Annotated in this window: 27 protein-coding genes; 14 read left to right on the top strand and 13 right to left on the bottom strand. The window is 69.0% G+C overall.

Annotation, left to right across the window (positions count from 1 at the left end; genetic code table 11):
* Positions 1-646: 646 nt before the first annotated feature.
* Positions 647-1,009, top strand: coding sequence for a hypothetical protein (locus tag AB5J50_RS04670; protein WP_369255140.1), 363 nt, complete (start codon positions 647-649; stop codon positions 1,007-1,009).
* Positions 1,010-1,420: 411 nt separating this feature from the next.
* Positions 1,421-1,777: a hypothetical protein gene (locus tag AB5J50_RS04665; RefSeq protein WP_369255138.1), complete on the top strand. Its 357-nt coding sequence runs from the start codon at positions 1,421-1,423 to the stop codon at positions 1,775-1,777.
* Between the two features lie 234 nt (positions 1,778-2,011).
* On the opposite strand, the gene AB5J50_RS04660 is transcribed toward AB5J50_RS04665, so the two are convergent.
* The 3 genes from AB5J50_RS04660 to AB5J50_RS04650 form a co-directional block, all read right to left on the bottom strand.
* Entirely contained in the window at positions 2,012-2,866 is an 855-nt protein-coding gene (locus AB5J50_RS04660) for a tetratricopeptide repeat protein (RefSeq protein ID WP_369255136.1), read from the bottom strand.
* A 258-nt stretch (positions 2,867-3,124) separates the two neighbouring features.
* A complete protein-coding gene (locus AB5J50_RS04655; protein ID WP_369255134.1) occupies positions 3,125-3,547 on the bottom strand; it encodes a hypothetical protein in 423 nt (140 codons plus the stop codon).
* A 358-nt stretch (positions 3,548-3,905) separates the two neighbouring features.
* Positions 3,906-5,003, bottom strand: coding sequence for a DUF1152 domain-containing protein (locus AB5J50_RS04650; protein ID WP_369255132.1), 1,098 nt, complete (start codon positions 5,001-5,003; stop codon positions 3,906-3,908).
* An 80-nt stretch (positions 5,004-5,083) separates the two neighbouring features.
* Between AB5J50_RS04650 and AB5J50_RS04645 the strand changes: the two genes are divergently transcribed.
* The 4 genes from AB5J50_RS04645 to AB5J50_RS04630 all read left to right on the top strand — a co-directional run bounded on the left by AB5J50_RS04645 (position 5,084) and on the right by AB5J50_RS04630 (position 8,048).
* Positions 5,084-5,824 (top strand): GntR family transcriptional regulator, encoded by a 741-nt coding sequence (locus AB5J50_RS04645; RefSeq protein ID WP_369255130.1) that lies wholly within the window; start codon positions 5,084-5,086, stop codon positions 5,822-5,824.
* Between the two features lie 289 nt (positions 5,825-6,113).
* Entirely contained in the window at positions 6,114-6,584 is a 471-nt protein-coding gene (locus AB5J50_RS04640; RefSeq protein ID WP_369255128.1) for an ATP-binding protein, read from the top strand.
* Positions 6,577-6,729, top strand: a complete 153-nt coding sequence (locus tag AB5J50_RS04635) for a hypothetical protein (RefSeq protein ID WP_369255126.1) — start codon at positions 6,577-6,579, stop codon at positions 6,727-6,729. Before AB5J50_RS04640 ends, AB5J50_RS04635 begins: the two co-directional genes overlap by 8 nt.
* A gap of 413 nt (positions 6,730-7,142) precedes the next feature.
* The gene (locus AB5J50_RS04630; RefSeq protein ID WP_369255124.1) at positions 7,143-8,048 is read left to right on the top strand and encodes an aldo/keto reductase; all 906 of its coding nucleotides are present in this window, start codon (positions 7,143-7,145) and stop codon (positions 8,046-8,048) included.
* A 57-nt stretch (positions 8,049-8,105) separates the two neighbouring features.
* Here AB5J50_RS04630 and sph read toward each other — a convergent pair whose 3' ends face one another.
* Both sph and AB5J50_RS04620 read right to left on the bottom strand, forming a co-directional pair.
* Positions 8,106-9,098: a sphingomyelin phosphodiesterase gene (gene sph / locus AB5J50_RS04625; RefSeq protein WP_369255122.1), complete on the bottom strand. Its 993-nt coding sequence runs from the start codon at positions 9,096-9,098 to the stop codon at positions 8,106-8,108.
* 157 nt (positions 9,099-9,255) lie between these two features.
* Positions 9,256-9,978 carry a hypothetical protein gene (locus tag AB5J50_RS04620; protein WP_369255120.1) on the bottom strand — a complete coding sequence of 241 codons (723 nt, stop codon included), beginning with the start codon at positions 9,976-9,978 and terminating at the stop codon, positions 9,256-9,258.
* 488 nt (positions 9,979-10,466) lie between these two features.
* On the opposite strand from AB5J50_RS04620, the gene AB5J50_RS04615 reads away from it, so the two are divergent.
* Positions 10,467-11,282: a hypothetical protein gene (locus tag AB5J50_RS04615; protein WP_369255118.1), complete on the top strand. Its 816-nt coding sequence runs from the start codon at positions 10,467-10,469 to the stop codon at positions 11,280-11,282.
* A gap of 123 nt (positions 11,283-11,405) precedes the next feature.
* On the opposite strand, the gene AB5J50_RS04610 is transcribed toward AB5J50_RS04615, so the two are convergent.
* The 3 genes from AB5J50_RS04610 to AB5J50_RS04600 all read right to left on the bottom strand — a co-directional run bounded on the left by AB5J50_RS04610 (position 11,406) and on the right by AB5J50_RS04600 (position 13,938).
* Positions 11,406-12,116, bottom strand: a complete 711-nt coding sequence (locus AB5J50_RS04610) for a dienelactone hydrolase family protein (protein WP_369255116.1) — start codon at positions 12,114-12,116, stop codon at positions 11,406-11,408.
* Positions 12,117-12,188: 72 nt separating this feature from the next.
* Positions 12,189-13,241 carry a sodium-dependent transporter gene (locus AB5J50_RS04605; protein ID WP_369255114.1) on the bottom strand — a complete coding sequence of 351 codons (1,053 nt, stop codon included), beginning with the start codon at positions 13,239-13,241 and terminating at the stop codon, positions 12,189-12,191.
* Positions 13,195-13,938, bottom strand: coding sequence for a phosphatase PAP2 family protein (locus AB5J50_RS04600; RefSeq protein ID WP_369255112.1), 744 nt, complete (start codon positions 13,936-13,938; stop codon positions 13,195-13,197). The genes AB5J50_RS04605 and AB5J50_RS04600 overlap by 47 nt, the downstream gene beginning before the upstream one ends.
* Positions 13,939-14,162: 224 nt before the next feature.
* Here AB5J50_RS04600 and AB5J50_RS04595 point away from each other — a divergent pair, with 224 nt between their 5' ends.
* Both AB5J50_RS04595 and AB5J50_RS04590 read left to right on the top strand, forming a co-directional pair.
* The gene (locus tag AB5J50_RS04595) at positions 14,163-14,555 is read left to right on the top strand and encodes a VOC family protein (RefSeq protein WP_327426322.1); all 393 of its coding nucleotides are present in this window, start codon (positions 14,163-14,165) and stop codon (positions 14,553-14,555) included.
* Positions 14,556-14,598: 43 nt separating this feature from the next.
* On the top strand, positions 14,599-15,663 hold the full coding sequence (locus AB5J50_RS04590; protein ID WP_330302307.1) for an adenosine deaminase: 1,065 nt from the start codon (positions 14,599-14,601) through the stop codon (positions 15,661-15,663).
* Here the strand turns inward: AB5J50_RS04590 and AB5J50_RS04585 are convergent.
* The 3 genes from AB5J50_RS04585 to AB5J50_RS04575 form a co-directional block, all read right to left on the bottom strand.
* A complete protein-coding gene (locus AB5J50_RS04585) occupies positions 15,651-16,160 on the bottom strand; it encodes a DinB family protein (RefSeq protein WP_369255111.1) in 510 nt (169 codons plus the stop codon). The two genes, AB5J50_RS04590 and AB5J50_RS04585, sit on opposite strands and share 13 nt — an antisense overlap.
* 27 nt (positions 16,161-16,187) lie before the next feature.
* Positions 16,188-17,675: a carotenoid oxygenase family protein gene (locus AB5J50_RS04580; RefSeq protein ID WP_369255109.1), complete on the bottom strand. Its 1,488-nt coding sequence runs from the start codon at positions 17,673-17,675 to the stop codon at positions 16,188-16,190.
* A 99-nt stretch (positions 17,676-17,774) separates the two neighbouring features.
* Positions 17,775-18,665, bottom strand: coding sequence for a LysR substrate-binding domain-containing protein (locus AB5J50_RS04575; protein WP_327426318.1), 891 nt, complete (start codon positions 18,663-18,665; stop codon positions 17,775-17,777).
* 172 nt (positions 18,666-18,837) lie between these two features.
* Between AB5J50_RS04575 and mgrA the strand changes: the two genes are divergently transcribed.
* Complete coding sequence (gene mgrA / locus AB5J50_RS04570) at positions 18,838-19,830, top strand: L-glyceraldehyde 3-phosphate reductase (protein WP_369265307.1); 993 nt, start codon at positions 18,838-18,840, stop codon at positions 19,828-19,830.
* A gap of 46 nt (positions 19,831-19,876) precedes the next feature.
* Here mgrA and AB5J50_RS04565 read toward each other — a convergent pair whose 3' ends face one another.
* Complete coding sequence (locus tag AB5J50_RS04565; RefSeq protein WP_327426317.1) at positions 19,877-20,164, bottom strand: DUF1905 domain-containing protein; 288 nt, start codon at positions 20,162-20,164, stop codon at positions 19,877-19,879.
* Positions 20,165-20,234: 70 nt separating this feature from the next.
* Positions 20,235-20,612, bottom strand: coding sequence for a nuclear transport factor 2 family protein (locus AB5J50_RS04560; RefSeq protein ID WP_369255106.1), 378 nt, complete (start codon positions 20,610-20,612; stop codon positions 20,235-20,237).
* Positions 20,613-20,972: 360 nt separating this feature from the next.
* On the opposite strand from AB5J50_RS04560, the gene AB5J50_RS04555 reads away from it, so the two are divergent.
* From AB5J50_RS04555 to AB5J50_RS04540, 4 genes are all read left to right on the top strand, one after another.
* On the top strand, positions 20,973-21,383 hold the full coding sequence (locus AB5J50_RS04555; RefSeq protein WP_327426315.1) for a hypothetical protein: 411 nt from the start codon (positions 20,973-20,975) through the stop codon (positions 21,381-21,383).
* Positions 21,384-21,511: 128 nt separating this feature from the next.
* Complete coding sequence (locus tag AB5J50_RS04550; protein ID WP_369255104.1) at positions 21,512-23,854, top strand: FHA domain-containing protein; 2,343 nt, start codon at positions 21,512-21,514, stop codon at positions 23,852-23,854.
* Between the two features lie 6 nt (positions 23,855-23,860).
* Positions 23,861-24,472, top strand: coding sequence for a hypothetical protein (locus AB5J50_RS04545; RefSeq protein ID WP_369255102.1), 612 nt, complete (start codon positions 23,861-23,863; stop codon positions 24,470-24,472).
* Positions 24,473-24,506: 34 nt separating this feature from the next.
* Entirely contained in the window at positions 24,507-25,508 is a 1,002-nt protein-coding gene (locus tag AB5J50_RS04540) for a serine/threonine-protein kinase (RefSeq protein WP_369255100.1), read from the top strand.
* Positions 25,509-25,518: the final 10 nt, after the last annotated feature.

Below are 25,518 nucleotides of genomic sequence, written 5' to 3'. Positions count from 1 at the left end.
ACCAGCTGGCGCATGCTGCCCCATCACCGCGGAGATCATCGCCCACGCCCACGCCCACCGAGGCACGGGACTGCCGCTCAGCCGGGGCACGGGCCCGATCCACCGGCGGACAGTCGCCGTCGGCTGAGGGAACCACGTTGGGTGCAACTACCCCTTTGCGTAAGCGACTTCACACACGGGCGAACGCTCTGTGACGCAGGTCACCAGAAAAGCGTCTCGCGATTTGGGGCAAGTTGCCTCTTCGCCTCGAAAATCGAACCCCAAGGAGACTCCGGCGGCGCCTCCCACCTGCACTTAGGGCACGCGGAGGGCACGCCGCCCCCGAATTGGTCTAGACGACAAACAACCCCCAGGCCGCTGACCTGGGGGCAAATTCTGGAGCGGGTGACGAGAATCGAACTCGCACTCTCAGCTTGGGAAGCTGCGGTCACCTGGGGCCAGTTCCGGTGCTGACCTGGGCAAACAGGTGGGCTACGACTGCTTCGGCGTCGCTTGCTGTCACCGTTGTTCCCCGTTGTCTCCCGCTCGATCTGGTGCGGCTGTGGTGCGTGCCTGTTCGCCGCGACCGGGTCGGCCACTGTCTGGCATGCTCCGCGCCCGGGCTCTCCCACCGCGGGAGTCGCCGGCACAACGGGGAGCTGAACTCGTGGACGAGCAGGCCCAAGTGGCGCCATCGAGTGGCGACGTGCGCGTGGAGCAGTACCAGCGGGACGCCGAGCGAATCGAGAAGTGGTCCATATTTTGGGTGCTCGTGGCCATCGCCATGTGGGTGTGGTTCCTCTACCTGCTGCTCGTTCCCCACGAGTTCCCCAGTGGTGCCCGGTGCCATGCCCCGTTGTTCGACCTTGCTGAGCAGACGGGTGGCTGCTACGCCGAGATGCGCCAGTGGCCCGCCCTCCTGGGCATCCTCGCCCTCGCAGTGGTGCCGAGCATCGTCGGTGCGGCCACAACCCTGTACGCGAAGATCCTCTTCCGTACGGTCCGCCACTTGACGGGGAAATCGGCCTAGGTCTTTCATGGACGACGCTTGATGTCACCCGCCGATGTCAATGGCCGCGGCAGGATTCGAACCAGCGACACCCGCTTTAGGAGTTCGATCTATGCCCGCCTTTGGTGCTGCCGTCGGCTGATCCGACGATCGCCTAGGGGCGGCGCTGTGTGCTGCCGTCCTGCCTCGTTGTTGTCAGATGTGGATGTCAGAAGTCCACTGGTGTTCCTCAACATGGCTTCGCGGATGGCGCCTGCGGTGGGCCCCAACGTGCAGCCTCTGACCAGGAGGAAAGCCATCGTCGTCTGTCGTCATTGGCTGCCCTTGGACGGCTCAGGGACGGCCCCGAGGGTGCCGGGGTCATGGCCCTCGCGCCCTCGGTGACGCAGCAGCCCGGTACCCAAGTTCGTGGGTGCACCCTAGGGTCCGACCATGAAGTTGACGTTGGCCTTGATCACCGTGGCAGGGGGGTTGCTCCCGCTGATTGCCATCATCTGGGGTGGCCAGGCCCTTCGGAGGGACTACCGGAAGCTGGCTAGTGACTTGGACGCTATCGACAGTGTCATCGGGGCTCCGGAGGGCACCTACGAGTCGAGCGAGGCGCAGAGCGCAGCCATGTACGCCATCCGGCAACCGGCCTTCAACACGGGGCGCCTCACGCACACCTATGAGTGGGCCCAGCGATTGGTCTGGGAGCAGGCAATGAACGATCTTCGTGGCCCAGCATGGCTCGCCACGACAGGGCTTGTGCTCGCCACGGTTGCCGGGGCTTGGTCGATCTGGATTTAGGCGGTCTGGTCCTCCTCAGCCCAGCCGTTCCCCCAGCTCTCATCCGGTACGCCGTCGCGCCACACTCTTTCCAACTGTGTTGGTGGGGTGATGGGCTGTGTATGGGGGCGTTCACCTGCGTTCATCGGCGGCTCGTTACCAGGCTGGGGTCGGCTCCGGGTCTTGGGTGAACGCCGGTGAACCGGGCTGAATGAGACGGAAACTGAGACGGGCAGCGGCGGCCTTGGTGGACCCTCACCAACCACGCTCGCGGGCCATGGTGATGAGCATTTCGGCTTCGGCGGAGCGGTCGGCCAGTTCGCCGGCGCTGCGGATCTGCTCTTCGGTCATGCCGTGCTTCACCAGCTGGATCGCTTCATGGATCCCGTCTCCGTTGCCGCGGTCGAGCATGGCCAGGAACCACCGCACGGCCTGGACCGGGTCCGGCGCTGCGCCCAGGCCGTCGCGGTACCAGCAAGCGGCGGCGTACATCGCACCCGCGTGGCCTCGCTCCGCGGCATGCAGGTACCAGCTCAGCGCTTCGGTGTCCTCGTCGATCGCGGCGAGGCGATCACCGAGTACGGCAGCGGCCTGTGTCACGCCCCCTTCGACTGCTTGGCGCAGCAGACGCAGACACTCGTCGTGGTTTTTCACCCGGACATCGCCGTTGATGTGCATGCCCGCCAGGTTGAACGCGGCGTATGCGTCGCCAGCCTTCGCGGCCGCTGTGAAGAGGGCCTCGGCCTGGAATGTGTCTGCCTGCACTCCGCGGCCGGTGCGGTACATGAAGCCCAAAGTGCGCTGGGCCGCGGGATGCCCGACCCGTGCCGCGGCTGTTGCGTAGGCCAGCACCATCGGCAGAGCCGAATCGTCCACGAAGTCGAGGAGCGCTCCGGCCACCAGGGCCTGCGCGTCGATGTCCCCGGCATCGGCCAAAGCCTTCAGAGGCGCGATCCCCGTGAGCACCAGGTTCGCCGACTCCACACTGCCGGCATTGGAACCAGCGATCCAGGCAGTGACAGCGGCCTTCCAATCTTCCCTGGCAGCGGCTTGCCGACCTCGCTCGATGAACTCGGCGGCTCTATCGGGAGGGACAGGAACATCGCTCATAGCGAGACATCCTGCCGCACGACATGTCAGCACGGACCACGCGGACGGTGCGGGGTGACAGACCGGCGGCAGGCACGTTGATCTCCGCCGAGACCTGAGCTTGGGAAGCTCGGGTTCTACGGCGCCGAGAGGCTTGCTGACCTGCTGCTGAGCGGCGTCATGGCCTGAGGGTGTGCTGGGTGGGGTGGCTGCTGTTCCCCGTGGTTCCTCGCAGTATCTGGCACGGGATTGGCACGGGAGCACGTTCAGGCGGGTGAGTCAGTCGCGCCGCGAACTCGGCACGCCAATGTCGGCGCCGAGGTCGGTAGAGGCGGTCAACGAGTGGGCCGCGGTTCTCAGATCGTTCTCCCATCCCGGGAGGTCGTCAGGGCCGATCCATTCGCTGTAGTCCGCTGCGACGGAGAGGAACCGTGTTTCCTCCTGGGTGCGGGCCGCGACCGTCATTGACAACCGGTCGGCTACGTCCTTGGGGCTCAGCTCGTCTTTCGCGAGACCGAACGCGAGTCTCGTGAGGAGGCATCGGCCGGCTGCCTCCTCGTCGGGAAGAGGTATGCCGAGTTCGTGCAGGGCTTGGACATACAGCTCACGGATCTCGGTCTCGTCGCTCCTGCGCGGCAGTCCGGCGAGCTCGCGCAGGGCAGGGGAATCATGCCCGTCGACGAGCGCATGCGCGGCGAGCATCGGGAGCTCCTCGGGTGGGAGTACCTCCGCTACGTACTGCCAAGCGCTGTGCTGCAACCGATCCATGAGCCAATGGTGGAGGCGATGAGACGCCCTGACCAGCCGATTGCCGTTGTGGCCTCGGCTTCTTCTTGCCCTGGGTCTTGTCGGGGATCTTGGTGACCTGCGATTTCCCTGCTCAGGAGCGGTGGACCAGTACGCCTGATGGTCGTCGTTGGTCGTCCTTGGCCACTGCCGAGCGATCTCGGACGGCCCAGGGACGGCCCAACTTCGCCCGATGCAGGCCGCGTTCGGCTGGCTGCGGGGCGCCTTCGATACGGCCCGTCTGAACCTCAGCCGACGAAGGTCAGCGGCAGTTTTAGACTTCGGCTGGGATACGCCACAGGGGAGCGGCGTACTGCTCCGGCCGGCTGCTGAGCAGTAGAGCTCTGAGGTCCTGGCGCTGCTTGCCGTTGAGGCCGAGAGCCTCGGTGATCCTGCGGAACGTCGTGTGTGTGATGCCATGGTCGCGGGCCTTGGCCTCGAACTGGTCGAGTTGGCGGAGCGTGGTTTCTGGGTCGAGCTTCTGTTCCGGCTGACTGCCGAGCCAACTGGCCTTGTTTCGCTCGTAGTCGATCTCTGAGTATCCGCAGACCTCGCGGCTGTACTGCTCCGCCTCGGCAAGGGTCTCCGTTGCGAGGATGGCGCGTGCGAGCTCGTTGCGGGTGAGGGCGTCGTCCAGGTCCGCTTCGTGGACGGTGGGGCCGTCGTCGGTGAGGGGGACCGGTAGGCCGGCGTCCCTGATTTCGCAGAGGCCGCGGACTCCGCGGGCTGTGGCTGCCAGCATCGCTGTCGCCTCGGACGGGTGCCACTCCAGGACTGAGCTGACCGGTTCGACGTGCTCAGCCGTGAGCGTCAGGGTTGCCGGGCCCATGCGGTCGGCCAGAACTTCGGCCGGGAGCTCGCCGTCCAGACCTGGGCCGGCGACCAAGAGCCTTACGGGTGCGTTGACTTGGCAGCATGCGGCCAGTGTGAGGGCGTCGGCGAGAGGGCTGCGCAGGGTGGGTTCGTTGCCTGTGGCGAGGATGTCGCCGCCCACGTCGAGGAGGTCGATGGACTCGGGGGCCAGGTGTTCGATGAGTTCTTCGAGTTGGCGGGTGATGCCCTCGGCGCCGTGCAGGGGATCGATCAGGGCGAAGGTGTGGGGGAGTTCGGCTGCCAGTCGGGGGAGTGTCGAGCCTGCGGGGGCGACCGGTGCCGCGTCGGCCGGGACGGTCCAGACGCTTCGTGTGAGGGGCCGGAGGCCTGTGAAGTTCGCCGGCCCTCGGGGGCCTGGCACTGGATCGATCAGGAGGCGGTCCCACGCGTACGTGAGGATCACCGCCGGACTGTCGCTATCTCCGTAGAGGGCTGCGTCGAGCATTGAGGCGGCGACTGCGTCGCCCCCTCCTCCTGCTGCCACGATCAAGCGGGTCACCCTTGTCAGCGTACGGGTTCCCCTGCTGGCCACTCACCCTATAGTGGCTACTGGTCATAGCCACTTAGGGAGGGGCTCCGATGCCGCAGATCGAAGCGACCCAGCCCAAGTACCTCCAGATCGCACACCACATCCGCGATCAGATCTTGCGAGGCGACTTGAGGCCTGGCGACGAGGTTCCGTCGGAACGTCAACTGGCTGCCGACTGGAGCGTTTCACGCCCGACGGCGGCGAGGTCGCTGGAGGCCCTGAGTCATCAAGGCCTGGTTGAGAAGCGCCAGGGGTCGGGTACCTACGTGCGGGGCCTCGCGGTGAATCGGCGTGCTCGGGAGCTCTACGGTCGCGCCAAGCAGACTGGCAAGATCTGCACGCCGGGCGAGTATGCGGTGATCACCTCCGCCGGCTGGCTGGAGGCCCCCGACTACGTGGCCGAGGCGCTGAGTCTGGCGGCTGGAGCCCGAGCCGTTCATCGTCGCCGCGTGACCAAGAATGAGTCGGGACCCATCACCATCTCCACCTCGTGGTTTGGTGCAGACGTCGGCGATCGGGCCCCCAAGCTCCGTGATCCTGACCGGATTCAGGAGGGGACGCTCATGTACGTCGAGAACATGACGGGTCGCCAGGGAAGCTATGCCGAAGACCGGATGTGCGCTCGTCTGGCGACTGAGGACGAGGCCGCTGACCTTGAACTTGAGCCCGGAGCAGCCGTCCTGATTGTGCACCACGTGGTCTATGACATGCAGGATCGGCCTCTGGAGTTCGCCGAGGTCACGTACCCGCCTGGACGTTGGGCGTTCGAGCAGGGCTGCCCGATCAGCTAGAAAGTCGCTCTTCTCTTCGCGAACCGCTTGTGGCTTCAAGTGGCTAATGCCACTATCCAGTAAGTGGCTAAGGCCACTTGACCGGAAGGGGCATGAGCGTGAGCCAGGAGTGCGGGGAGTTGCGGCACGTCTCGCGGGAAGCGGTCTGCCGTGGATGCCGGGGGCGAGGGCGGAAGCGCGTCAGCTCCTGCTCCGCCCTGGCGCTCTCCGCCGCTGATGCTCGCGTCCGTGCTGCGTCCAAGCGGCGCTGTCTCGACTGTGGCGGCACCGCTAGGGAGTAGTGGCGCTCATGGCGGATGCGCGTGAAGAGTCCGAAGCCTCGGTTGCCGGATCATCGCCGATTGGGGGCATGACCCTCTATCCCGTGCCCGAGTCCGTGGCTCGGGCGAGGCGATGGTTCCGGAAGTTCACCGCCCCGTACAACCTGGCCTGCTCGATCGACGACTGTGTCCTGATGCTCTCCGAGCTGGTGACGAACGCGATTCTCTACGGAGAGGCCGAGGAATCCTGGCGGGTGCGGGTTGAGTGGTCTCGCCTGGGGGAAGCCCTGCGGGTCGACGTCCACAACCCCGGGTTCCCCGCGGAAGTGCGGCTGCGCAGCCCCAATGCCAGTGATGCGCACGGACGGGGGCTTTGCCTGGTCGACGAGCTGGCGGACTCCTGGGCCGCAGGCCCGAGCCGCTTCGGTGGAACCGTTGTGTGGTTCCAGATCGAAGAAGCATGGAAGCCGCGAGGTCGATCCAAGTCTGTGGGTGAGTGAGAAGGCCGCGCTGATCTGTCGGCACTCCGACGAGGAGTGGCAGCGTGACGTGGCTGCGGGGCTCCATGACATGCCTCGCGCCGAGCGTGCGAAGCACCCCAAGGGCAACTCCTCGCGCCATAAGGAGAAGTCCACGGGCATCTAGCCGGGGTCTTATGGTGCGGTTGTGGTGCTGCGCGTCCGACCCGCCGGTCTAGACAACAAAGAACCCCCGGGTCATCGACCGGGGAGTTCGCATGGAGCGGTTGATGAGACGCGAACTCGCACTCTCAGCTTGGGAAGCTCAGGTGATCCACGGGATGTCGCTCTGATGACCTGCGGCGGACCGGCTACGGGGCCTGACTAGCTGGCGACCTGGTCCCCGCCATTCCCCGTTGTTCCCCGCACGATCTGGCACGACCTCTTCGTCCCGAACTCTCCGCTGGGGGCTATTGAGGGTTTGGTGGGCTGGTCAGTCGGCCATAGAGGGCCGTTGGCACGCGGCTGCGGTTGGATTGGTTGCTGTACTCCGCTGCTGTAGCGCAAATGGCTCCGTAAAACGTGTGCGAAACTGCCGCGATGACCTCAGAAACGATCACCGCGGCAGCTGCGGGCACCTGGAACCTTGGAGATCTCACCGTCAACCGCATCGGGTTCGGCGCGATGCGGCTGACGGGCAGCGCGGCCTTCCATCACGGCACTCCGAGCGACCGCGACCGCTCGATCGCCGTGCTGCGGCGCGCGATCGAGCTGGGCGTCAACCACATCGACACGGCCGCCTTCTACTTCTCGTCGCTGCGCTCCGCGAACGAACTGATCAACAGCGCGCTCGCCCCGTATCCGGACGAGCTGGTCATCGCCACCAAGGTCGGGCCGTTCCGCGACTACTCGGGGGAGTGGGGCACCTCGGCCCGGCCCGAGGACCTGCGCGGCCACGTCGAGGAGAACCTGCGCCAGCTCGGTCGCGACCACCTCGACGTGGTGTACCTGCGCCGTATGCGGCAGGACTCGATCGCCGAGCACTTCGGCGCACTGGCCGAACTGCGCGACGCGGGGCTGATCCGGCACCTCGCCGTCTCCGACGTCGAACCCCGGCACCTCACCGAGGCGTTGGCCATCGCGCCGGTGGTGAGCGTGCAGAACAAGTACGGCCTCGACTTCCCCGACCCCGGAACCGATGCCCTCGTGCGCACCTGCGGCGAACAGGGCATCGCGTTCGTGCCGTTCTTCGCGATCGCGGGCAAGGGCGGCGCACTCGGCCCGGGCGACTCCGCCGACGACGAGGTGCTCGCCGTCGCGCGTGCCCACGGCGCGACCCCCGCGCAGATCCGCCTTGCGTGGACGCTCCAGCAGGGCCCGCACGTGCTCGCCATCCCCGGCACCGGCAACCCGGACCACCTCACCGAGAACGTGGCCGCGGGCGCGCTGCGGCTCACGGACGACGAGATGGCCCGCCTCGACGCGCTCCACACGCGGGGGCAGTGAGGCCAAGGGGCGCCCCTGCCCGGCCTGCCGGTCCGGCAGGGCAGGGGCCCTTTGCGCTCAGCCCGTGTAGGCGCTCAACGGGTAGTGGTCCGAGAGGTTCGTGTACGTGTAGTCGGTGCCCCAGCTGCTCACCGTCCAGGGCGCTGACTGCTCCTTGAGGACCTCGTTCTTCCAGACCGCGGGACGCGCGTGACCGGCGCGGTGGAGGACGTAGTCCAGATCCTCACGCGGGTCGGTCGGGTAGCGGTCGTGCGCGATGGAGTTCTCCTGTGTGTCGAAGGAGTACGGGTGCCCGGTCCGCGCGTCCGCTCCGACCAGGTCGGCGTCCGCGAGCATCGACGCGTACTCCGAGCCGCGCGAGTCGACGTTGAAGTCACCGGCGACCAGAACCTGTTCGTCCGCCGGGATGTTCTTGGCGTCCAGGAACGCGTCGATCGCCTTGAACTGACGGCTGCGCATCGACGCGGCCTCACCCGCGCCACATCCGGAGTCCGTCGACTGCGCATGGGTTCCCACCACATGCACCTTGATGCCGTTCACATTCAGCACCACATAAGCGAACCCTTTGTTGGACCACCAGTCCGCGCCGCACGCGTCCTTGTAGACGTACTGCTCCTTGTGCAGGATCGGCCACTTGCTCAGCACGGTCACCCCGCCGTCCTCGGGCGTGGTCGACGAGTACGCCCCGCCAGTGGCGTCCCAGCCGCTCTTGCTCCGCCCGACGACCGGTGTCTGGTACGGGTACTCGCCCGCCGCCGCGCTCTTCAGCGCATCCGACGACGCGTTGTCGAACGCCTCCTGCAGCACGACGACGTCGTTCCCGCGGAAGAACGAGGTCTTCGGAATCTCCGCGGCGCGGTGATCCTGCCCCCAGTTCGGGTAGAGGCTCTTGCTCATGAGGAAGACGTTGTACGTCAGCACGCGCATCGGCGGCGCGGTCGCGGTCGAGGCCTCCGCCGACGCGGGCGCGGCCCCGACGAGGCCCGCGGCGGCGAGCGAGACGACGAGGGCGGCTGCGCCCTGGGTACGGCGCGGTGAGGAGAGCGGCACTGGATCTCCCTGTGGGTGAAGGGGGTTGAGTGGCGCCGCACATCAAATCACCGGGGATTACTGTCAGGTAACTCCCGTGCGGGGAAAGGATGTCTCCCAGAAGTACGTCTGCCGGGCCCACGTATGTCTGCCGGGGCCTCGTGCCCGGAGCCCCCGGCTACTGGATGTTCAGGCGAGGGGGATGCGAGGCGTCGACCGGGCAGGTGAAGACGCGGAGTTCACCGAACCGGCCTACATTCACCCCCGGGTCGCCACCGCTGTCCATCGTGAGGAACAGTCGCGCCGTGGCACCGCAGGAACAGGCGACCGGCATCAGGTCGGTCAGGTGCCAGCTGGGCCAGCCTCCGACCTTCCACCCCTCATGGCAGGCGAGGCCGCGGTGGAAATCGAGGCCGTGCCGCTCGGCCCAGGGCTCTGCCGCGGCGAGGAGCTCCGCGGGCAGTTCGTCCTGGTCCGGAAGATCGTTCACCTCGACCGGGTCGAGAACGCAGGGCAGGGGCGCGCGGCGCCCGCCGATGTCGTCGGGCACGGGCGGATCCAGCACGGCCGACACGGTCGCGGCCGAGCGGTGGCGCATCTCCACCGCGGGCCCCCAGTAGTCCGACTGCCCCGGAAGGCCGCTGTGATCTTCGGGGCACCACAGCACCTGCAGCACATCCGTGCCCTCAGGCCACGCGGCCGCCGGCACGTCCCGTGCGTGAAGTTGCAGCACTCCCAGCATCGGTACACCGGCGACAGACGTGACCGGTACGCGACGGATCCGCTCCCACGTGACCATGTCCAGCGCGCCGGCGCCGTCCATGATCCGGGACCGGACATCGGCGTCCTCCTCGCTGATCTCCCATGCCGCATCCGGCTTCCCGGCGCGGCGCGCACGCATGTTCCGGTCGATCCGCCGCAGAGCTTCCCGTTCTGCCTCGGAGAGTCCCTCTCGCACTTCGACGAGGTGCGGTCCCCGGCACACGGGCCAGGTTTCGTCGGCGGGCCACAGAAACGGTCCCGCGACGGAGCTGTCGAGCAGCCCTGGGGTACCTGCGGTCGGACGGAGCAGCGTAGCTGTACGGGCATACGTCCCCAGGGCAGGGATATCGGCTATGAGGCCCTCGGCGTTCGGAGTTCGGGGTGTCACCAGGGTCACGGTAGTGCTTTCGAGCCCCCGCCTACCCGCCCGTACAACCTGTCCGGACTGCCCTGTGTCGTTTACCCGGTGTGCCCTGGCGCACCTCAGCGGGAGACCGCCACACTGCCGTCACGGGTGCTTTGTGCTGGGGGGCGCGCATGGGGGAATCGAGTGGCGTGCCGGACGCGCCGGAAGCCGCTGACGGGCAGCGGCAGACGGGCGGTTCCCCTTCCATAAGGACCGCACTGGTGGCTTTTGGAAGTGCGGCTGCCCTGGCTTTCACCAGTGTGTTCTTCGGGTGGCTGCCCAACCCCTGGGAGGCCGATACACGGCCCAAGCCAGGACTTGAGTCCCTGTCGCTGGCCGTGGAACAGACCTCGGGAATTCCAGCGACGTTGCGGGCCGACGAGGGCAGCACATCGAAGCGCACCACGACCGAAGGCGTCAGTGTCCTGCTGACTCTGCGCAACAACGGCAACCTGGTGGCTGTGGTGACCGACTTCCGTATCACGGTGAAAGCCGTCTACCCGGCACGCGAGCCCTGCTCGCCGGAACTTCCGCCCACGGGAGGAGAGGTTTCCGTCACCGGCAGCTTCGACGTGGTGTTGCCCGATACCGGCCAGGACAGCGCCAAGGGCCCGGGCACCGCGAAGGTTCCGGACACCGCCAGGGCCGGCGCCCTTCTCAGCAGGTCTTTCGAGATTCCGCCAGGAAAAGCCGAAGCGGTCCGGTTCACCCTGGGCGAGCCGGACAAGGAGGACGGCTACGAGAAGGAGCAGGGGCGCACGAGGATCTACCGAGCGGAGGTCGCCTACCGCGAGGGCCAGGCCCGCCCCTTCCACAGCGCCGGGACCGTGGCCTTCATGTCGCCCCCCGAAGCGGCACGGATTCTGGTCCGCTACGCCGGCCGGGTTCCCGACAGCGACATGCTCGACTGCAAGGGCAATGTGCGACGTCACGTCGCCGAGTTGATCGCCGGCTCCGACAGCCATGGAGACGACCTCGACGCGTTGCTGACCAGCCTCGACAGAGCACGAGAGAAGGCCGACACGGCCAGTCCTTGAGAGGAACCCGGGAACTTCCTTGCGATCGAGGGTCTTATCGAGGGTCTCGCCGCTCAGCAGACGGCCCGGCCGCCGCCCGCCCACGAGGGATCGCCCGGGGCGGGCTGCCGGCCGGCGAAGGTGTCAGCCCAACTGCTCGTGCAGGAAGGCCACCGTGCGCTCCCAGGCCTGCGCGGCCGACTCGGGTGCGTACGTCTCCGGGCGGCCGTCATTGAAGAAGGCGTGCTGGGCGGGGTAGAGGCGGAGGTCCGGGGTGATGCCGGACTGCTGCTGGATCGCCTCGCTGAGCTGCTCCAGGTTCTCCTTCGTAATGCTTGTGTCGAGCTCGCCGTAGTGACCGAGGATCTGGGCCTTCAGGCCGGAGAAGTCGGGCAGCTCGCCCTGGATCACGCCGTAGAACGGGACCGCCGCGCTCACCCGCGGGTCGGCCGCGGCCTGGTAGACGACGAAGCCGCCGCCCATGCAGAAGCCGACTGATGCCACCGTGTCCGAGGTGACCTCGGGCAGAGCCAGCAGATGGTCGACCGCACCGGAGAGCAGCTCGACGCCGCGCGACACCGGCAGCTCCTTCATCATCCGGAAGGCCTCGCCGCTGTCGTGCGCCACATTGCCGCCGTACAGGTCGGGCGCGAGGGCCACGAAGCCCTCCGCCGCGAGCCGGTCCGCCACATTCGCGATGTGGTCGGTCAGGCCCCACCACTCCTGGATGACGATCACTCCGGGGCCCTGCCCGGAAGGCGGCAGCGCCAGATAGCCGTGCGCGGTGTCCCCGGCGCTGGGGAACGTCACGTTCTGATGGGCGGGGGCTCCGGTCGACTTCGGCAGCTCGGACATGTCAGTCAACTCCTGTGGAGGCAGGGTCAGGTGGGGGCGCGGCGGGCCGGCCCCGAGTCGATCTCCACGATGTCATGCGCGCGCACGGCGCCCCCGCCCGGCCCGCACGACCACGCCCGCCGCCACCTTCTGCAGCAGGCTGTACGCGAGGACCGGCAGCAGCACATGCGGCCGGTCGGGCAGCGTCGTGGTGATGAGGACCGCGCTGGCGCTGCTGTTGTTCATTCCGCAGGCCAGAGTGACGGAGGCACCGGCGGGTGCGTCGAGACGCAGCACCCGGGCGGTGATCCGGCCCAGCGTGAACGACAGCCCGCACACCGTGGCGGCGACGGCCAGCGCGGCCACGAACAGCACCGGTTCGGGATGGCTGACGAAGGGGCCGAGGACACCGCTGGCATTGATGTACGTCAGCAGCAGCGAGCCGAGCATCGCCGTGGGGACCGCCGCGCCGAGCAGACGGTCCATGAGCCGGCGGGGCAGCGCGAGCCGGCACAGTATTCCGGCGCCGCAGGGCAGCAGGACTTCCGTGAGCGCGAAGCTGTTCCCCGCGGTCTGTGCCGTTCCGGCCAGCGTCGCGGCGTACTCGCCGCTCAGCAGCGGGCACAGTGCCGTCATGGTGACCGGGATCGTCAGGGGACTGACGAGCGTGGACGCCAGCACGAGGCCGACCGTCGTCGGCTGGTCGCCGTCCCCCTTGCTGGTCCACACGGTGGCCCCGGCCGCCACGGGCATGGCGACGATCAGGATCATCGCCGCGACCAGTCCGCTGCCACCGTCACTGTCGGGGGATTGCCGCAGCGCGAACGCGACCCCGGGGATGATCAGCAGCGGTGCGATCAGATGGAGGGCGAGCCCGGTCAGCAGCGCGGTGGGGCGGCCGAGTAACGCCCGCAGCTCGTGCAGGGGCACTTGAAGACCCGCGGCGAACAGGACGAGGGACAGCAGGAAATGCGGCGTCTGGAAGGGGATTCCAAGGATTCCGGCCGCGCCGATCGTGTGCGGGTGACGCAGCCACAGACCCGGGGCCGGCACCGTCGTGGCGGCGAGGTAGGACGCGCCGACGGCCCATCCGAGATGGCTACGGAGCAGAGTGAGGGGGGACTTCCCGTTGGGCGTGCGATGCATGGCGGCGCTCTTCCGTCGTGGGACCTGGGCGGAGACGGGGCGCCGATATCGCGGACCAGGCACGGGGAGCGAACCGTGCGAAGAGATACGTACACAGACTCAGCCAGCAGAGGCTGAACAGCCAGCCGCCCAGGACGTCGGAGAACCAGTGAACTCCCAGGTAGACACGGGACAGTCCGACCAGTGCGGCCCAGCAGCCGATGACCAGGACGAGCGACTTCCTGCCGTGAGCCACTCGCGCGAGCACAGCGAGAATGAGCAGTCCGCCGGTGACGGCGGACGTGGTGGTGTGGCCCGAGGGGAAGGACCAGCCGGAGGCGTGCGTGGCCCAGTCCGCCGTGGCGGGGCGGGCACGGGCGACCAGGGACATCACCCCGTACCGCACGGCTTGTGCGGCGGCCAGACAGCCGAGGCAGCCGATGACGGCGAGGACGCGCTGACGCGCCGTACGACCGAGAATGAGGCCCGCCAGGGCGACCAGGACGTACGGAACGATCCCCGTGCCGGTGTAGGTGCCCCCGCGCGCCACGGCGAGCGCCACATCCGGGCGGTGTCCCGCCGACCAGGAGGTGAGGTCCTCGTCGCCGAACAGAGGGCCGCCGTCCCGGCCGGTCAGGATCAGTGTCAGCAGCACGAAAGCGATCGTGCTTCCCACCGCCGTCGAACCGGCGAGATCCGTGGCGTCCTCGCGCTTCACGGCAGGGTCCCCCTTTCGAGCCGGGCGCGCGGGCGCACAGGAGACCGCGTCCGCGCTGACTACAGTTCTGTAGTCGGTCTACAAAACTGTAGACGAGCTCGGCGTCGAGATCGTTCCCGGTGCGGCTGAACGGATGGACCCCGGCGTCGGCCCTTCCCTCGCAACCGGACCACTCGTCGGGATGCCGTACCCTACGTGTTACGTATAACCCTGGAGAGGTTCCGATGAGACGCATCGCCCTGGTCACCCTCGTCGTCGACGACTACGACGAGGCGATCCGCCACTACACCGAAGCCCTCGGATTCCGCCTCGTCGAGGACACGCCGCGTCCCGACGGCTCCCGCTGGGTCGTCGTCGAGCCGGGCACGGAGGGCAGCGGCAGCGGCCTGCTGCTGGCCCGGGCCAAGGACGAGGCGCAGCGCGGCCGGATCGGTGACCAGACCGGCGGGCGCGTGGGCTTCTTCCTGCACACCGACGACTTCGCCCGCGACCACGCACGGATGCGCGCCGCGGGAGTGACCTTCCTGGAGGAGCCGCGCCACGAGCCGTACGGCTCGGTCGTCGTCTTCCAGGACCTGTACGGAAACCGCTGGGACCTGCTGCAGCCCGCCCAGTAGCCAGACCGTCCCCCCAGAAACAACCTGCCGAGGAAAGACACGCATGACCGCGCCCCGCATCGACATCGACACCATCCGCCGCCTCCCCAAGGCCGTGCTGCACGACCACCTCGATGGAGGTCTGCGCCCCACCACCCTCGTGGAGCTCGCGGAGACGGTCGGCCACACCCTGCCCACCACCGACCCGCAGGCGCTGGCCGACTGGTACTACGAGGCCGCCAACTCCGGTGACCTGGTGCGCTACATAGCCACCTTCGAGCACACCCTCGCCGTGATGCAGACCCGCGAGGGCCTGCTGCGCACCGCCGAGGAGTACGTGCTCGACCTCGCCGAGGACGGCGTCGTCTACGGCGAGGTGCGCTACGCACCCGAGCTGAACACGCAGGGCGGGCTCACGATGAGCGAGGTCGTCGAGACAGTCCAGGAGGGCCTCGCCGCCGGTATGGCGAAGGCTGCGGCCGCGGGCACCCCGGTCCGCGTCGGCACCCTGCTGTGCGGCATGCGCATGTTCGACCGGGTTCGCGAGGCGGCCGACCTGGCCGTCGCCTTCCGGGACGCCGGTGTCGTCGGCTTCGACATCGCCGGGGCCGAGGACGGCTTCCCGCCCGCCGACCACCTGGCCGCCTTCGAGCACCTGCGTGGCGAGAGCGTCCCGTTCACCATCCACGCCGGTGAGGCGCACGGCCTGCCGAGCATCCACCAGGCCCTTCAGGTCTGCGGCGCCCAGCGCATCGGCCACGGCGTGCGCATCACCGAGGACATCGTCGACGGCAAGCTCGGCCGCCTCGCGGGCTGGGTGCGCGACCGCCGTATCGCCCTGGAGATGTGCCCCACGTCCAACCTCCAGACGGGCGCGGCCACCTCCATCGCGGAGCACCCCATCACCGCCCTGCGTGACCTGGGTTTCCGCGTCACCCTCAACACCGACAACCGTCTGGTGTCGGGCACGACGATGACCCGCGAGATGTCGCTGCTGGTCGAGGAGGCGGGCTGGAGCGTCGAGGACCTGCGCACGGTCACGGTGAACGCGATCAAGAGCGCGTTCATCCCGTTCGACGAGCGCAACGCCCTCATCGAGGACGTCGTGCTTCCCGGTTACGCCCTCTGAAGCAGCCCCCGTACGTAGGCGGCCTGTCCGACGTGCTGCAGATCGTCGGACAGGACGCTGACCAGCCGTACGCCCAGGCTGACCGGGGGATCCCAGCGCTCGTCCACGATGCGCTCGAAGTCCTTGGCGGTCAGCCCGCGCACGAACCCCAGCGTCTGCTCGTGCACGGCGTCGTAGTACCCGGTCAGCAGGTCACCGGAGTCGACCCGCACCTTGGCGACCTTCGCGGGGCTGTGGCCGTACCCCGTGTCGCGGCGGGGCAGCTCGAGCCCGAAGCGCTTCTCCCAGCCCTGGGCAGGCCAGACCTGGTCGAGCCCGGCGGCGTCGGCGACATGGTCGTCCTGGATCCGGGTGAGATGCCAGATCAGCCATGAAATGGGGTTGGTGCCTTCGGCGGGAGCGGCGTTGAGCTGGTCCGGGGCCAGACCCTCGACGGCGGAATGGACTTCTTCCTGGATGCGGCTGAACGCGTCGATGAGGATGTCCTTTGCATGCATGCGTCCACCATCGCGCATGGCGGTCCCTCACGCGTCCGGAATCCAGCTTCCGTGGAAGCCGAGCGGTACCCGGCCCGGCAGATGGATCCGGGCGACCGGCTCGCCGGTGAAGTCCTGGGCGGCCAGGATCACCAGGTCGGCGGCCCCGCGGTCGGGGTTGTGGACGTAGGCGATCGCATAGCCGTCGTCCTCGGCCCGCGCCCCCTGCGACGGCACGAAGACGGCTTCCCCCGCGGCGGCGTCCCGCGGCAGCCGGTGCACCTGCGTGGTCCCGCGGCACAGGTCGTGCTTGATCAGCGCGTTGCTGAAGGCGCGGTCGGGCGGGTTCCCGTCGGGCGTCAGATACGCCAGCGTCATGTCGGCGGCGGCCGCCGTGTAGGCGTACCGGTGCCGCCGGGACACCAACTCCTCACGTATACGCGGGAACTCCTGCGGGCGGTCGTCGATCGTCCTGGTGCGTACGCGGCCGTCCGCCACGTCGATCGTCCACCGCTGGAGCGAGGCGGTGCCCGCCCCGTAGGGCCCGTCGGAGCCTCGGCCGGCGACATAGAAGGGGGCCGGGTAGGTCGTCATGTCGACCACCACCGACGAGCCTTCGTCGTACGCGTTCAGGGTGTGCGAGTAGTAGACCGGATCGACCTCGAACCAGCGGACCTCGCCACCGGCACGCGGCAGCAGGCCGACCCGCGTCGGGTGCTTCTCGTTCCAGACGTACGGCACGATGTCGCCCCGCTCGGCCCCCGCGGGGTCGAAGGTGATGGGCAGGTCGAAGATCACGACGTACTTCTCGGTGAGCGCGAAGTCGTGCATCATCGGCGCGTCCGCCACCGGGATCCGCGTGGCCCGCACGAGCCGGCCCGTGTGATCGATGACCTGGTGCCGGACGTGGTCCCAGGTCGGGTAGTAGGCGATCGCGTGCAGCTCGCCGGCCGCCGCGTCGAACTTGGTGTGCGCGGTGAAGGCCCCGTTGAGGGTGCCGCGGAAGTCGTACGTACCCACCGTGTTGAGCTCGTGGTCGAGTTCGTACGGCAGCGGCCCGCTCTCCTGGAGCGCCAGGATCCGTCCCTTGTACCCGATCACATGGGTGTTGCAGGGGAAGTCGTCCGGCGGGACGGGCCCGGGGTACGGCTCGCCGAGCTTCTTGGCCACGGAGGCCGAGCGGACCCAGCGGTTGCGGTACCACTCGGCGCGGCCCTCACGCAGCCGCACGCCGTGCACCATGCCGTCGCCGAGCATCCAGTGGTGGGCGCGCGGGTCCTCAAGTCCCAGGACGTTGGGGCCGTTTCGGAGGAAGCGGCCGTTCAGCTCACGGGGGATCCGTCCGGTGACCGGCAGATCGAACGCCGTCAGCTCCTCGGTGACGGGCTTGAACGCGCCCTCCAGGAAAGGGAACCGGCGCGTGTCCTGTGCGCGGGGCCCGGCTGCCGCCGCCCGGCCGCTCACGCCACCGACGAGCCCCGCGGCCGCCGTGACCGCCGCGCCCCGCAGTACCGTGCGCCGTGTGTGATCCGTCATCTCCGTACTCCTGCCTCGCAGTTCTCGTGCTGGACATCCACGAGTCTGCGGCGGGCCGGCGGCCCGGTCAGGAGTGCTGGAGCCCCTCTGGGGGTGGTGTCAGACCCCCTCTTCGGAGGTGTCGAGGAGCGCCATCAGTGCGCGCGCCGCCGGACTGGTGGCCTCCGGCGGCGGCAGCATGGCGACGGTCTCGTACACCGCCTCGCCGGTGCCCTTGAGGGGGAGGGCGGTGAGGCCCTCGCGCTTGTGGCGGAAGTGGCGCGGTACGACGGCGATACCGAGGTTCTCGTCGATCAGGTCCAGGAGGCTGTGCACGTCGTTCACCTCCAGCGAGACCGTCCGCCGCACACCCGCCGCCGCGAAGGCCGCGTCGGTGGTGCGCCGTGGCCCCCAGTCCGGGTGGAAGTCGACGAAGGTCTCGCCGCTCAGGTCCTCCGGCGTGAACGCGACGCCCGCCGTGGCGAGCCGGTGGGACGGGTGGCACAGCACGGTCATCGGCTCGCTGGCCAGCGACACGGACCGCAGCTGGTCGGTGTCCGCCTGCGTGCGATAGGCGAAGGCCAGGTCCAGGCGCCCCGCGGCGACCTCCTCCGCCAGCTCGCCCGACCCCGCCTGCCGCAGCCGGACCTCCACATCCGGGTGACGCCGCCGGAAAGCGGCGAGCAGCCCCGCCACATGCACACCCGCGATGCACTGCTCGGTACCCAGCGCCAGCGTGCCGCGCAGCACGCCCTGCACGGCCGCCACCGCCTCATGGGCCGCCCGCACCTGCGCCAGGATCCGCACCGCCTCGCCCAGCAGCGCCCGCCCGGCCTCCGTGAGCGTCACCCGGCGGGTCGTCCGCACGAACAGCGGGGTCTGCAGCTCCCGCTCCAGCGCCCGGATCGAGGCCGAAAGGCCCGACTGGGACACCAGCAACCGCTCGGCGGCCCTGGTGAAGTGCTGGTCCTCGGCGACGGCGACGAAGTGCTGGAGGTGGCGCAGTTCCATGAGCGGACAGCGTAGTCGCCGATTGAGAACCGCCATCGCTGAATCCCATCCGATTCTCCCGTTGGACCGTTGCCCCGGGTGCGCGCGAGAGTGGAGACCTGCTTTCTGAGTACCTGCTTTCTCGGTACCTGCTTTCTCGTTGCCTGTCTTCCCGGCCTTCCAGGAGTACGCGTTGTACACCGCACACCCCGACCGTTACGCGGACATGCCCTACCGACGCACCGGACGCAGCGGCCTGAAGCTCCCCGCGCTGTCGCTCGGCCTGTGGCACAACTTCGGCCCCGACCGGCCGGTGGAGACCCAGCGCGCGATCCTGCGCCGCGCCTTCGACCTCGGAGTCACCCACTTCGACCTGGCGAACAACTACGGGCCGCCGCCCGGCGCCGCCGAGTCGGCCCTCGGCGACGCCCTGAAGGCCGACTTCGCGCCCTACCGCGACGAGCTGGTCATCTCCACCAAGGCCGGATACCTGATGTGGCCCGGCCCGTACGGCGAGTGGGGCTCACGCAAGTACCTGCTGTCCTCGCTCGACCAGAGCCTGACCCGGATGGGTCTGGACTACGTGGACATCTTCTACTCGCACCGCCCCGACCCGGAGACTCCGTTCGAGGAGACGATGGGCGCCCTGCACTCGGCGGTCCAGCAGGGCAAGGCGCTGTACGTCGGCGTCTCCAACTACTCGCCCGAGGAGACCCGCGAAGCCGCCCGCATCCTGGGCGAACTGGGCACTCCGCTCCTCATCCACCAGCCGCGCTACTCGATGCTCGACCGCCGGCCCGAGCAGGAGGGGCTCCTGGACACGCTGGACGAGCTGCGGGTCGGCTCCATCGCCTACTCCCCGCTGGAGCAGGGCCTGCTCACCGGCCGTTACCTCGACGGCATCCCGGAGGGTTCGCGCGCCGCGAGCGACAGCCCGTTCCTGAGCGCGGACACGGTCACCGAGGATCTCGTACGACGGCTGCGCGCCCTCGACGAGATCGCCAAGTCGCGCGGCCAGTCCCTGGCTCAGCTGGCGCTGGCCTGGGTGCTGCGCGGCGGCCGGGTGACCTCCGCGCTGATCGGCGCGAGCAGCCCGCAGCAGCTGGAGGACAGCGTCGCGGCGATCGGGAACCTGGAGTTCGATCCGGACGAGCTCGCCCGGATCGACGCGATCATCGAGCCGTGACGCCTGGCGGCCGGCCACACGTCCGAGAGCGCGTTCAGCAACGCCTTCAACCTTGTAGGCGCTCCTCCAGGTGGACGGTCACCGTGTCGCCCTCCTCCTTCCCGATCGCCTTGCGTACGTCGGCCTTGACGGGCAGCTTGTGGGTGCCGTCGCCGAGGGCCATGAACGAACTGCGGAACGGCCGGCCGTCGATCGTGCCGCTGACCTTGACCAGTCCGCGGGTTCCGAAGAACGCGACGGACTCCGGCCAGACGACATAGGTCCAGCCACCCTTCTCCGGGCTCTTCCGCAGTACCGCGGTGAATTCCACGTCCACCTTGCTCACTGTGCTCATCCGATGCTCCCTGTCCCGGCGGTCGCCTTACGTCAAGGAGACCGCCGGGAGCCGGGAAACTCATCGCGGGCTAGGCCGGAACGCGGTCCAGGAAGCCGTACACACTCCGGATGCGGTCCTCGCCGTCCAGGGTGATCACGTCGAATCCGGCGACGGGCGCCGAGCCGTCCGCCTCGCTCACCAGCTCCCAGCCGAAGCGGACGACGTCGTGATGTCCGTCGACCGCGCCCAGGCGCCGGAACGCGAACCCCGGGAACTGCTCCTGCGCCGCCGCGATCAGGGCCGCGATCTGCTCGTGCCCGCGGACGTCGGCCAGCGGGTCGGTGTACCTGCCGTCCGTGGTCCAGGCGGCGGCGACCGCCTTCGCCAGCGCGTCCTGCCCACCCGCGTTCCAGGCCTCGAAGTAACGGGCGACGGCGGTCTCGTAACGGTCGTTGCTCGCGGACATGGTGAATCAGCCTCCATCGAGGTCGTACCTGCTGGTCAGGGTCCGCATCCCCACGTTTCGTGCCCCGTTGGGATCCGGTACGGCCACCTTGCCGGGCGGCGATCTGGGCGTCGATTACCCCGCGGGTAATGCCCCGAGCGTGGGGGCGTCGGCGCCGCCTGTGCCGTTTCAGCCAGACCAAGCTGTGAATATGCCAAGAGACTGGCTGGAATGACATGGTGACAGAGTGTCAGGAGTGGCGATACTCAATTCGTAGGGCGACTCAGCCACGCCCGGGGACAGCACCATCGAGCACAACCAATGAGCCGCAGGGAAAGCGAGGCCGGACCGGCAGCGAGCGACGCAAATGGGGGAGCGATCGTGCACGACGAATTCCTGTGCCATGTCACCGCGTACGGAATATGCGGCGGTCAGCGCGTCGGCGTACCCCTGGGGACGTATCGCGCGCCGACCCTGGCGCTGGCCCTGTGGTGGATGCGGGACCGCGCGGCGTGGATGGCCGAGCGGCTCGATCCACAGCCCGAGGACCCCACTTTCCCGCCGAACTCGATCGCGCCGGTGGCGGCCACCGTTCCGGACGTGCCGAGCATGCTGCGCGCATGGTGCGGCGACTCGGACCAACAGGAACTGGTCGCCGAGGAATTGGCCGCGGGAAAACTCGTCCGCATCGCCACCAATGACGACACGACCGAATACGAACTGCTCGCCGAATCCGTGGACGCCCTGCGCATGCAGCGGACCGCCGCCGTGCTGGGCATTTCCGCCGCTTGATCGCCGTCCGATCGCTTTCTGTTCCGCCCGGCCGTACTCATCAGGGTTTTGCCCCGGGTGCGCTGATCAGGGTTTGCCTCGGGTGTACTGATCAGGCGCGCAGGTGGGCGAATAGCTAGAATTCTGGCATGGGAGAGCGGCCGGTCGCGCCGACTGCGCCTGAACTCGTCCTCGAGACCGAGACCGGCTCCACGGTGATGAGTCCGGGCCGCGACTATCACGTCGGGCGCGACCCCTTGAGCGATGTCGTCCTCGACGACGTCCGGGTCTCGTGGCACCACGCGGTGCTGCGGCCCGAGGCCGACCACTGGACGCTCGAGGACGAGAACAGCACGAACGGCACGTACGCCGACGGGCGGCGCGTCCACGAGTGGGGCGTCGGCCCGGGCAGCGTCATCCGCTTCGGCAGCCCCGCCGACGGCCCGCGCGCCGTTCTCCTGGACCGCCCGCCACCGGCCTCGGAGCGCCCCTCGGGCGTCTCCGTACCGGCCGCCACGGGCACCTTCCGGCAGCCGGCCACCGTACGGCCCCTGCCGGCCCGCACCGTCCGCATCGGCCGCGGCGACGAAAACGACCTGGTCATCGACGAACTGGTGGTCTCCAGAAGCCACGCCGAGCTGCGCGCCCATCCGGACGGGACGTACGAGATCGTCGACCTCGGCAGCCACAACGGAACGTTCCTCAACGGCCAGCCCGTCACGCAGGCCCTGGTCACACCGGGTGACATCGTCGGCATCGGCCACTCCGCGTTCTGCCTCGTCGGCGATCAGCTGCAGGAGTACGTCGACACCGGCGAGGTCTCGCTCGATGTCCAGGACCTCACCGTCCAGGTCGACCGGGGCCGCAAAACGCTCCTCGACCAGGTGTCCTTTCCCGTCGGCGAGAAATGCCTGCTCGCCGTCGTGGGCCCGAGCGGCGCCGGAAAGTCCACGCTCCTCAACGCCCTGACCGGGCAGCGCCCCGCGGACCACGGCACGGTCCTGTACGACGGCCGCGACCTCTACCGCGACTACGCCGAGCTGCGCCAGCGTATCGGCCTGGTCCCGCAGGACGACATCCTGCACGCGCAGCTCACCGTACGCCGGGCCCTCACCTACGCCGCCGAGCTGCGCTTCCCGCAGGACACCGCGAAGGCGGAGCGCCGTGCGCGGGTCGACGAGGTGATCGGCGAGCTGGGCCTGGGACAGCGCGCCGAACAGCCCATCCACCGTCTGTCGGGCGGTCAGCGCAAGCGGGTCAGCGTGGCCCTGGAGCTGCTGACCAAGCCGTCGCTGCTGTTCCTCGACGAGCCGACCTCCGGCCTCGACCCCGGAATGGACCGCTCGGTGATGCACACGCTGCGCGACCTGGCCGACGACGGCCGCACCGTCATCGTGGTCACCCACAGCGTGCTCAGCCTCGACGTCTGCGACCGGCTCCTCGTCCTCGCACCCGGCGGCAAAGTCGCCTACTACGGGCCGCCCGACGACAGCCTCGCCTTCTTCGGCTACCGGCAGTGGCCCGAGGCGTTCGAGGCCTTCGAGCGGGACCAGGGCTGGGACTGGGCGGGGGAGTACCGGGACTCGCCGTTCCACCGCCAGTACATCGACAACTCCAGCGGGCAGCCGCGGCTGCCGCGCGCCACCCCCGCCGGCGCCGTCGGACCACCGCCCAAGGTCCAGAGCTGGGGCTCTCAACTCGGCACCCTGGTGCGCCGGTACACGGCCGTGCTCAGCGCCGACCGGACCTTCCTCGCCGTCATGATCGGGCTGCCGTGTGTGATGGGCGTGATGGCCCACGCGGTGGCCGGCAGCGCACTGACGATGGTGACGGCGATGAACGTGCTGCTCATCCTGTGCATCGGTGCGGTCCTGACGGGGGCGGCCAACGCCGTGCGCGAACTGGTGAAGGAGCGGGTCATCTACCAGCGGGAGCGCGCGGTAGGCCTGTCCCGATCGGCGTACCTGATGTCGAAGGTCGTGGTTCTCGGCACCATCACCGTGCTCCAGGCTGTCGTCCTGACCCTGGTCGCCCTGTCCGGTGTCGACCTCAACGCGCCAGGCGGCAAGGGGGTCCTCATGCCGCCGCTCCTCGAGATCACGCTCTCCGTGGCCCTGCTCGCCTTCGCCGCGATGATGCTCGGCCTCGTCGTCTCCGCCGTGGTGACCAAGGAGGAGGTCACCATGCCGCTGCTGGTGCTGCTCGCCATCGTCCAGGTGGTCTTCAGCGGTGCGCTGTTGAAGCTGCACGGGGTGCCCGGCATCGAGCAACTGGCCTGGCTCGTCCCCGCGCGCTGGGGCCTGGGTGCAATGGCGGGGACCGTTGGCCTTGCCCGGATTGTCCCGGGGCCCCTGACCGTCGACCCGCTGTTTCGGCACTTGACCGGCGTGTGGCTGCTCAGCTTGGTGATGCTGGTCGTCCTCTCCGTCGTCTTCGGATTCGCGGTGGCCCGCCTGTTGCGGCGCCACGAACCCGCGGTCATGCGGAAGTAGGCGCCGATGACGACCCCTGGCTTCCGCCCCACGCATGTCGTCCCGCAGGGCGGCCTGCCCGCGTGGGAGAGCCCGGACCCGTCCCGGCGCACTGTGCCGCTGGACGCCCTGCTGCCGGTCCAGCTCGTCGACCGGCGCGGGGACTGGGGCCGGGTCGTCTGCGCCAACGGCTGGTCGGCCTGGGTCGACGGCCGCCTCCTGGTCCCCGTACCGCAGGCACCGCCCGCCGCGACCAGCCCCATCGCCCGCACAGCGGACCCGCGCCCGCTGCTCGCCCGTGTCGAGGAGGCCCTCGCCCGCTACCGCAGCGCCGCCGAGGAACTCGCGGCCGGACAGCTCGACGGGGAGTCCTTCCGCGGCCGTACGCAGGGGCAGCGGATCGGGGTGGTCGTCGACGGGGAGTCCCTCTGGCTCTACGACGGCGAGCACGAGCGATGGGTGTACTGCGACGGCACGCGGCTGAGCATGTTCGCGGCCGAGAGGGATCCGGCGCCCGTGCAGCCGGAGCAGGCGCGCAAGGAGCCAGGGCGGTCCAGGGGCGTACGCGAGGCCGCGCCGGACGGCCATGAACCCACCCGGCTCGTGACGTACGACGAGGACGGCCGGGGCGACGTCTGATGGGTGGCGCGCGGTATGACCCGGGGGGTGGCTGATGGAAGGCGCGCGGCACGAGACCAGCCTGTTCTCGGGGAGCCCGTCCGAACTGATCGGACGGCAGATCGCGGGCTACCGGATCGAGGGGGAGATCGGCCGCGGCGGGATGGCCGTCGTCTACCGGGCCAAGGACCTCCGCCTGGACCGCATCGTCGCCCTCAAGCTGCTCGCACCGGAAATCGCCGGCAACGACACCTTCCGAGCGCGCTTCACCCACGAGTCACGGGTGGCCGCCGCGATCGAACACCCGAACATCGTCCCGATCTTCGAGGCGGGCGAGGCGGACGGCATCCTGTACATCGCCATGCGGTACGTCCCCGGGCGCGACCTGAGCCGTCTCCTCGCCGGCGAGGGGCCGCTGCCGCTCGCGCTGGCCCTCCGGTTGGCCGTCCAGGTCGCGTCCGCCCTCGACGCGGCCCACGACCACGGCCTGGTGCACCGGGATGTGAAACCCGGCAACATCCTGGTGTCCGAGGGCACCGACAGCGACCACCCCGAGCACGTCTACCTCACGGACTTCGGGCTGACGAAGAAGTCGCTGGCCATGACCGGGTTCACCAGCCGAGGTCAGTTCGTCGGCACGCTCGAGTACGTGGCGCCGGAGCAGATCTCGGGAAAGCCCGTGGACGGCCGGTGCGACGTCTACAGCCTCGCCGTCGTCGTCTACGAGACCCTGGCCGGGCGGACGCCCTTCCAGAGCGAGGACCCCATGGCGCTGCTGTGGGCGCACCAGTACGACCAGCCGCCGGCGCTGACCGTGAAGCGCCCCGACCTCGCCGCCGGCGTCGACGCGGTCATGGAGAAGGCGCTCGCGAAGTGCCCCGACGACCGGTACGACTCCTGCCTCGCCTTCGTGAACACGTTGCGGGCCGCGACGCGCAGGGCCGCCGTCGTGGGCGGGACGACGACTCGGCCGGAGGCCGAAGCCGTGGAAGCGCCCGGACCTCCCGGCCCGCCACCGGAGCCGCCGAGCTGGGCCCGGCCGGTCTTCCCGGGCTGAGCGGCCTCGC

Source organism: Streptomyces sp. R35, assembly GCF_041053035.1.
Taxonomy (GTDB): domain Bacteria; phylum Actinomycetota; class Actinomycetes; order Streptomycetales; family Streptomycetaceae; genus Streptomyces; species Streptomyces lutosisoli.
Note: the sequence above shows the minus strand (reverse complement) of the source record. Positions and strands in the feature narration are given on the sequence as shown.

Excerpts from the sequence above, each read along its gene's own strand:
- AB5J50_RS04630 (WP_369255124.1), top strand. The coding sequence starts at position 7,143 with ATGACCTCAGAAACGATCACCGCGGCAGCTGCGGGCACCTGGAACCTT.
- AB5J50_RS04540 (WP_369255100.1), top strand. The coding sequence starts at position 24,507 with ATGGAAGGCGCGCGGCACGAGACCAGCCTGTTCTCGGGGAGCCCGTCC.
- AB5J50_RS04605 (WP_369255114.1), bottom strand. The coding sequence starts at position 13,241 with ATGCATCGCACGCCCAACGGGAAGTCCCCCCTCACTCTGCTCCGTAGC.
- AB5J50_RS04575 (WP_327426318.1), bottom strand. The coding sequence starts at position 18,665 with ATGGAACTGCGCCACCTCCAGCACTTCGTCGCCGTCGCCGAGGACCAG.
- AB5J50_RS04565 (WP_327426317.1), bottom strand. The coding sequence starts at position 20,164 with ATGAGCACAGTGAGCAAGGTGGACGTGGAATTCACCGCGGTACTGCGG.
- AB5J50_RS04550 (WP_369255104.1), top strand. The coding sequence starts at position 21,512 with ATGGGAGAGCGGCCGGTCGCGCCGACTGCGCCTGAACTCGTCCTCGAG.
- AB5J50_RS04645 (WP_369255130.1), top strand. The coding sequence starts at position 5,084 with ATGCCGCAGATCGAAGCGACCCAGCCCAAGTACCTCCAGATCGCACAC.
- AB5J50_RS04665 (WP_369255138.1), top strand. The coding sequence starts at position 1,421 with ATGAAGTTGACGTTGGCCTTGATCACCGTGGCAGGGGGGTTGCTCCCG.
- AB5J50_RS04590 (WP_330302307.1), top strand. The coding sequence starts at position 14,599 with ATGACCGCGCCCCGCATCGACATCGACACCATCCGCCGCCTCCCCAAG.
- AB5J50_RS04560 (WP_369255106.1), bottom strand. The coding sequence starts at position 20,612 with ATGTCCGCGAGCAACGACCGTTACGAGACCGCCGTCGCCCGTTACTTC.
- AB5J50_RS04595 (WP_327426322.1), top strand. The coding sequence starts at position 14,163 with ATGAGACGCATCGCCCTGGTCACCCTCGTCGTCGACGACTACGACGAG.
- AB5J50_RS04585 (WP_369255111.1), bottom strand. The coding sequence starts at position 16,160 with ATGCATGCAAAGGACATCCTCATCGACGCGTTCAGCCGCATCCAGGAA.
- AB5J50_RS04640 (WP_369255128.1), top strand. The coding sequence starts at position 6,114 with ATGGCGGATGCGCGTGAAGAGTCCGAAGCCTCGGTTGCCGGATCATCG.
- AB5J50_RS04660 (WP_369255136.1), bottom strand. The coding sequence starts at position 2,866 with ATGAGCGATGTTCCTGTCCCTCCCGATAGAGCCGCCGAGTTCATCGAG.
- AB5J50_RS04620 (WP_369255120.1), bottom strand. The coding sequence starts at position 9,978 with ATGCGTGCGCGCCGCGCCGGGAAGCCGGATGCGGCATGGGAGATCAGC.
- AB5J50_RS04580 (WP_369255109.1), bottom strand. The coding sequence starts at position 17,675 with ATGACGGATCACACACGGCGCACGGTACTGCGGGGCGCGGCGGTCACG.
- AB5J50_RS04610 (WP_369255116.1), bottom strand. The coding sequence starts at position 12,116 with ATGTCCGAGCTGCCGAAGTCGACCGGAGCCCCCGCCCATCAGAACGTG.
- AB5J50_RS04545 (WP_369255102.1), top strand. The coding sequence starts at position 23,861 with ATGACGACCCCTGGCTTCCGCCCCACGCATGTCGTCCCGCAGGGCGGC.
- AB5J50_RS04655 (WP_369255134.1), bottom strand. The coding sequence starts at position 3,547 with ATGCTCGCCGCGCATGCGCTCGTCGACGGGCATGATTCCCCTGCCCTG.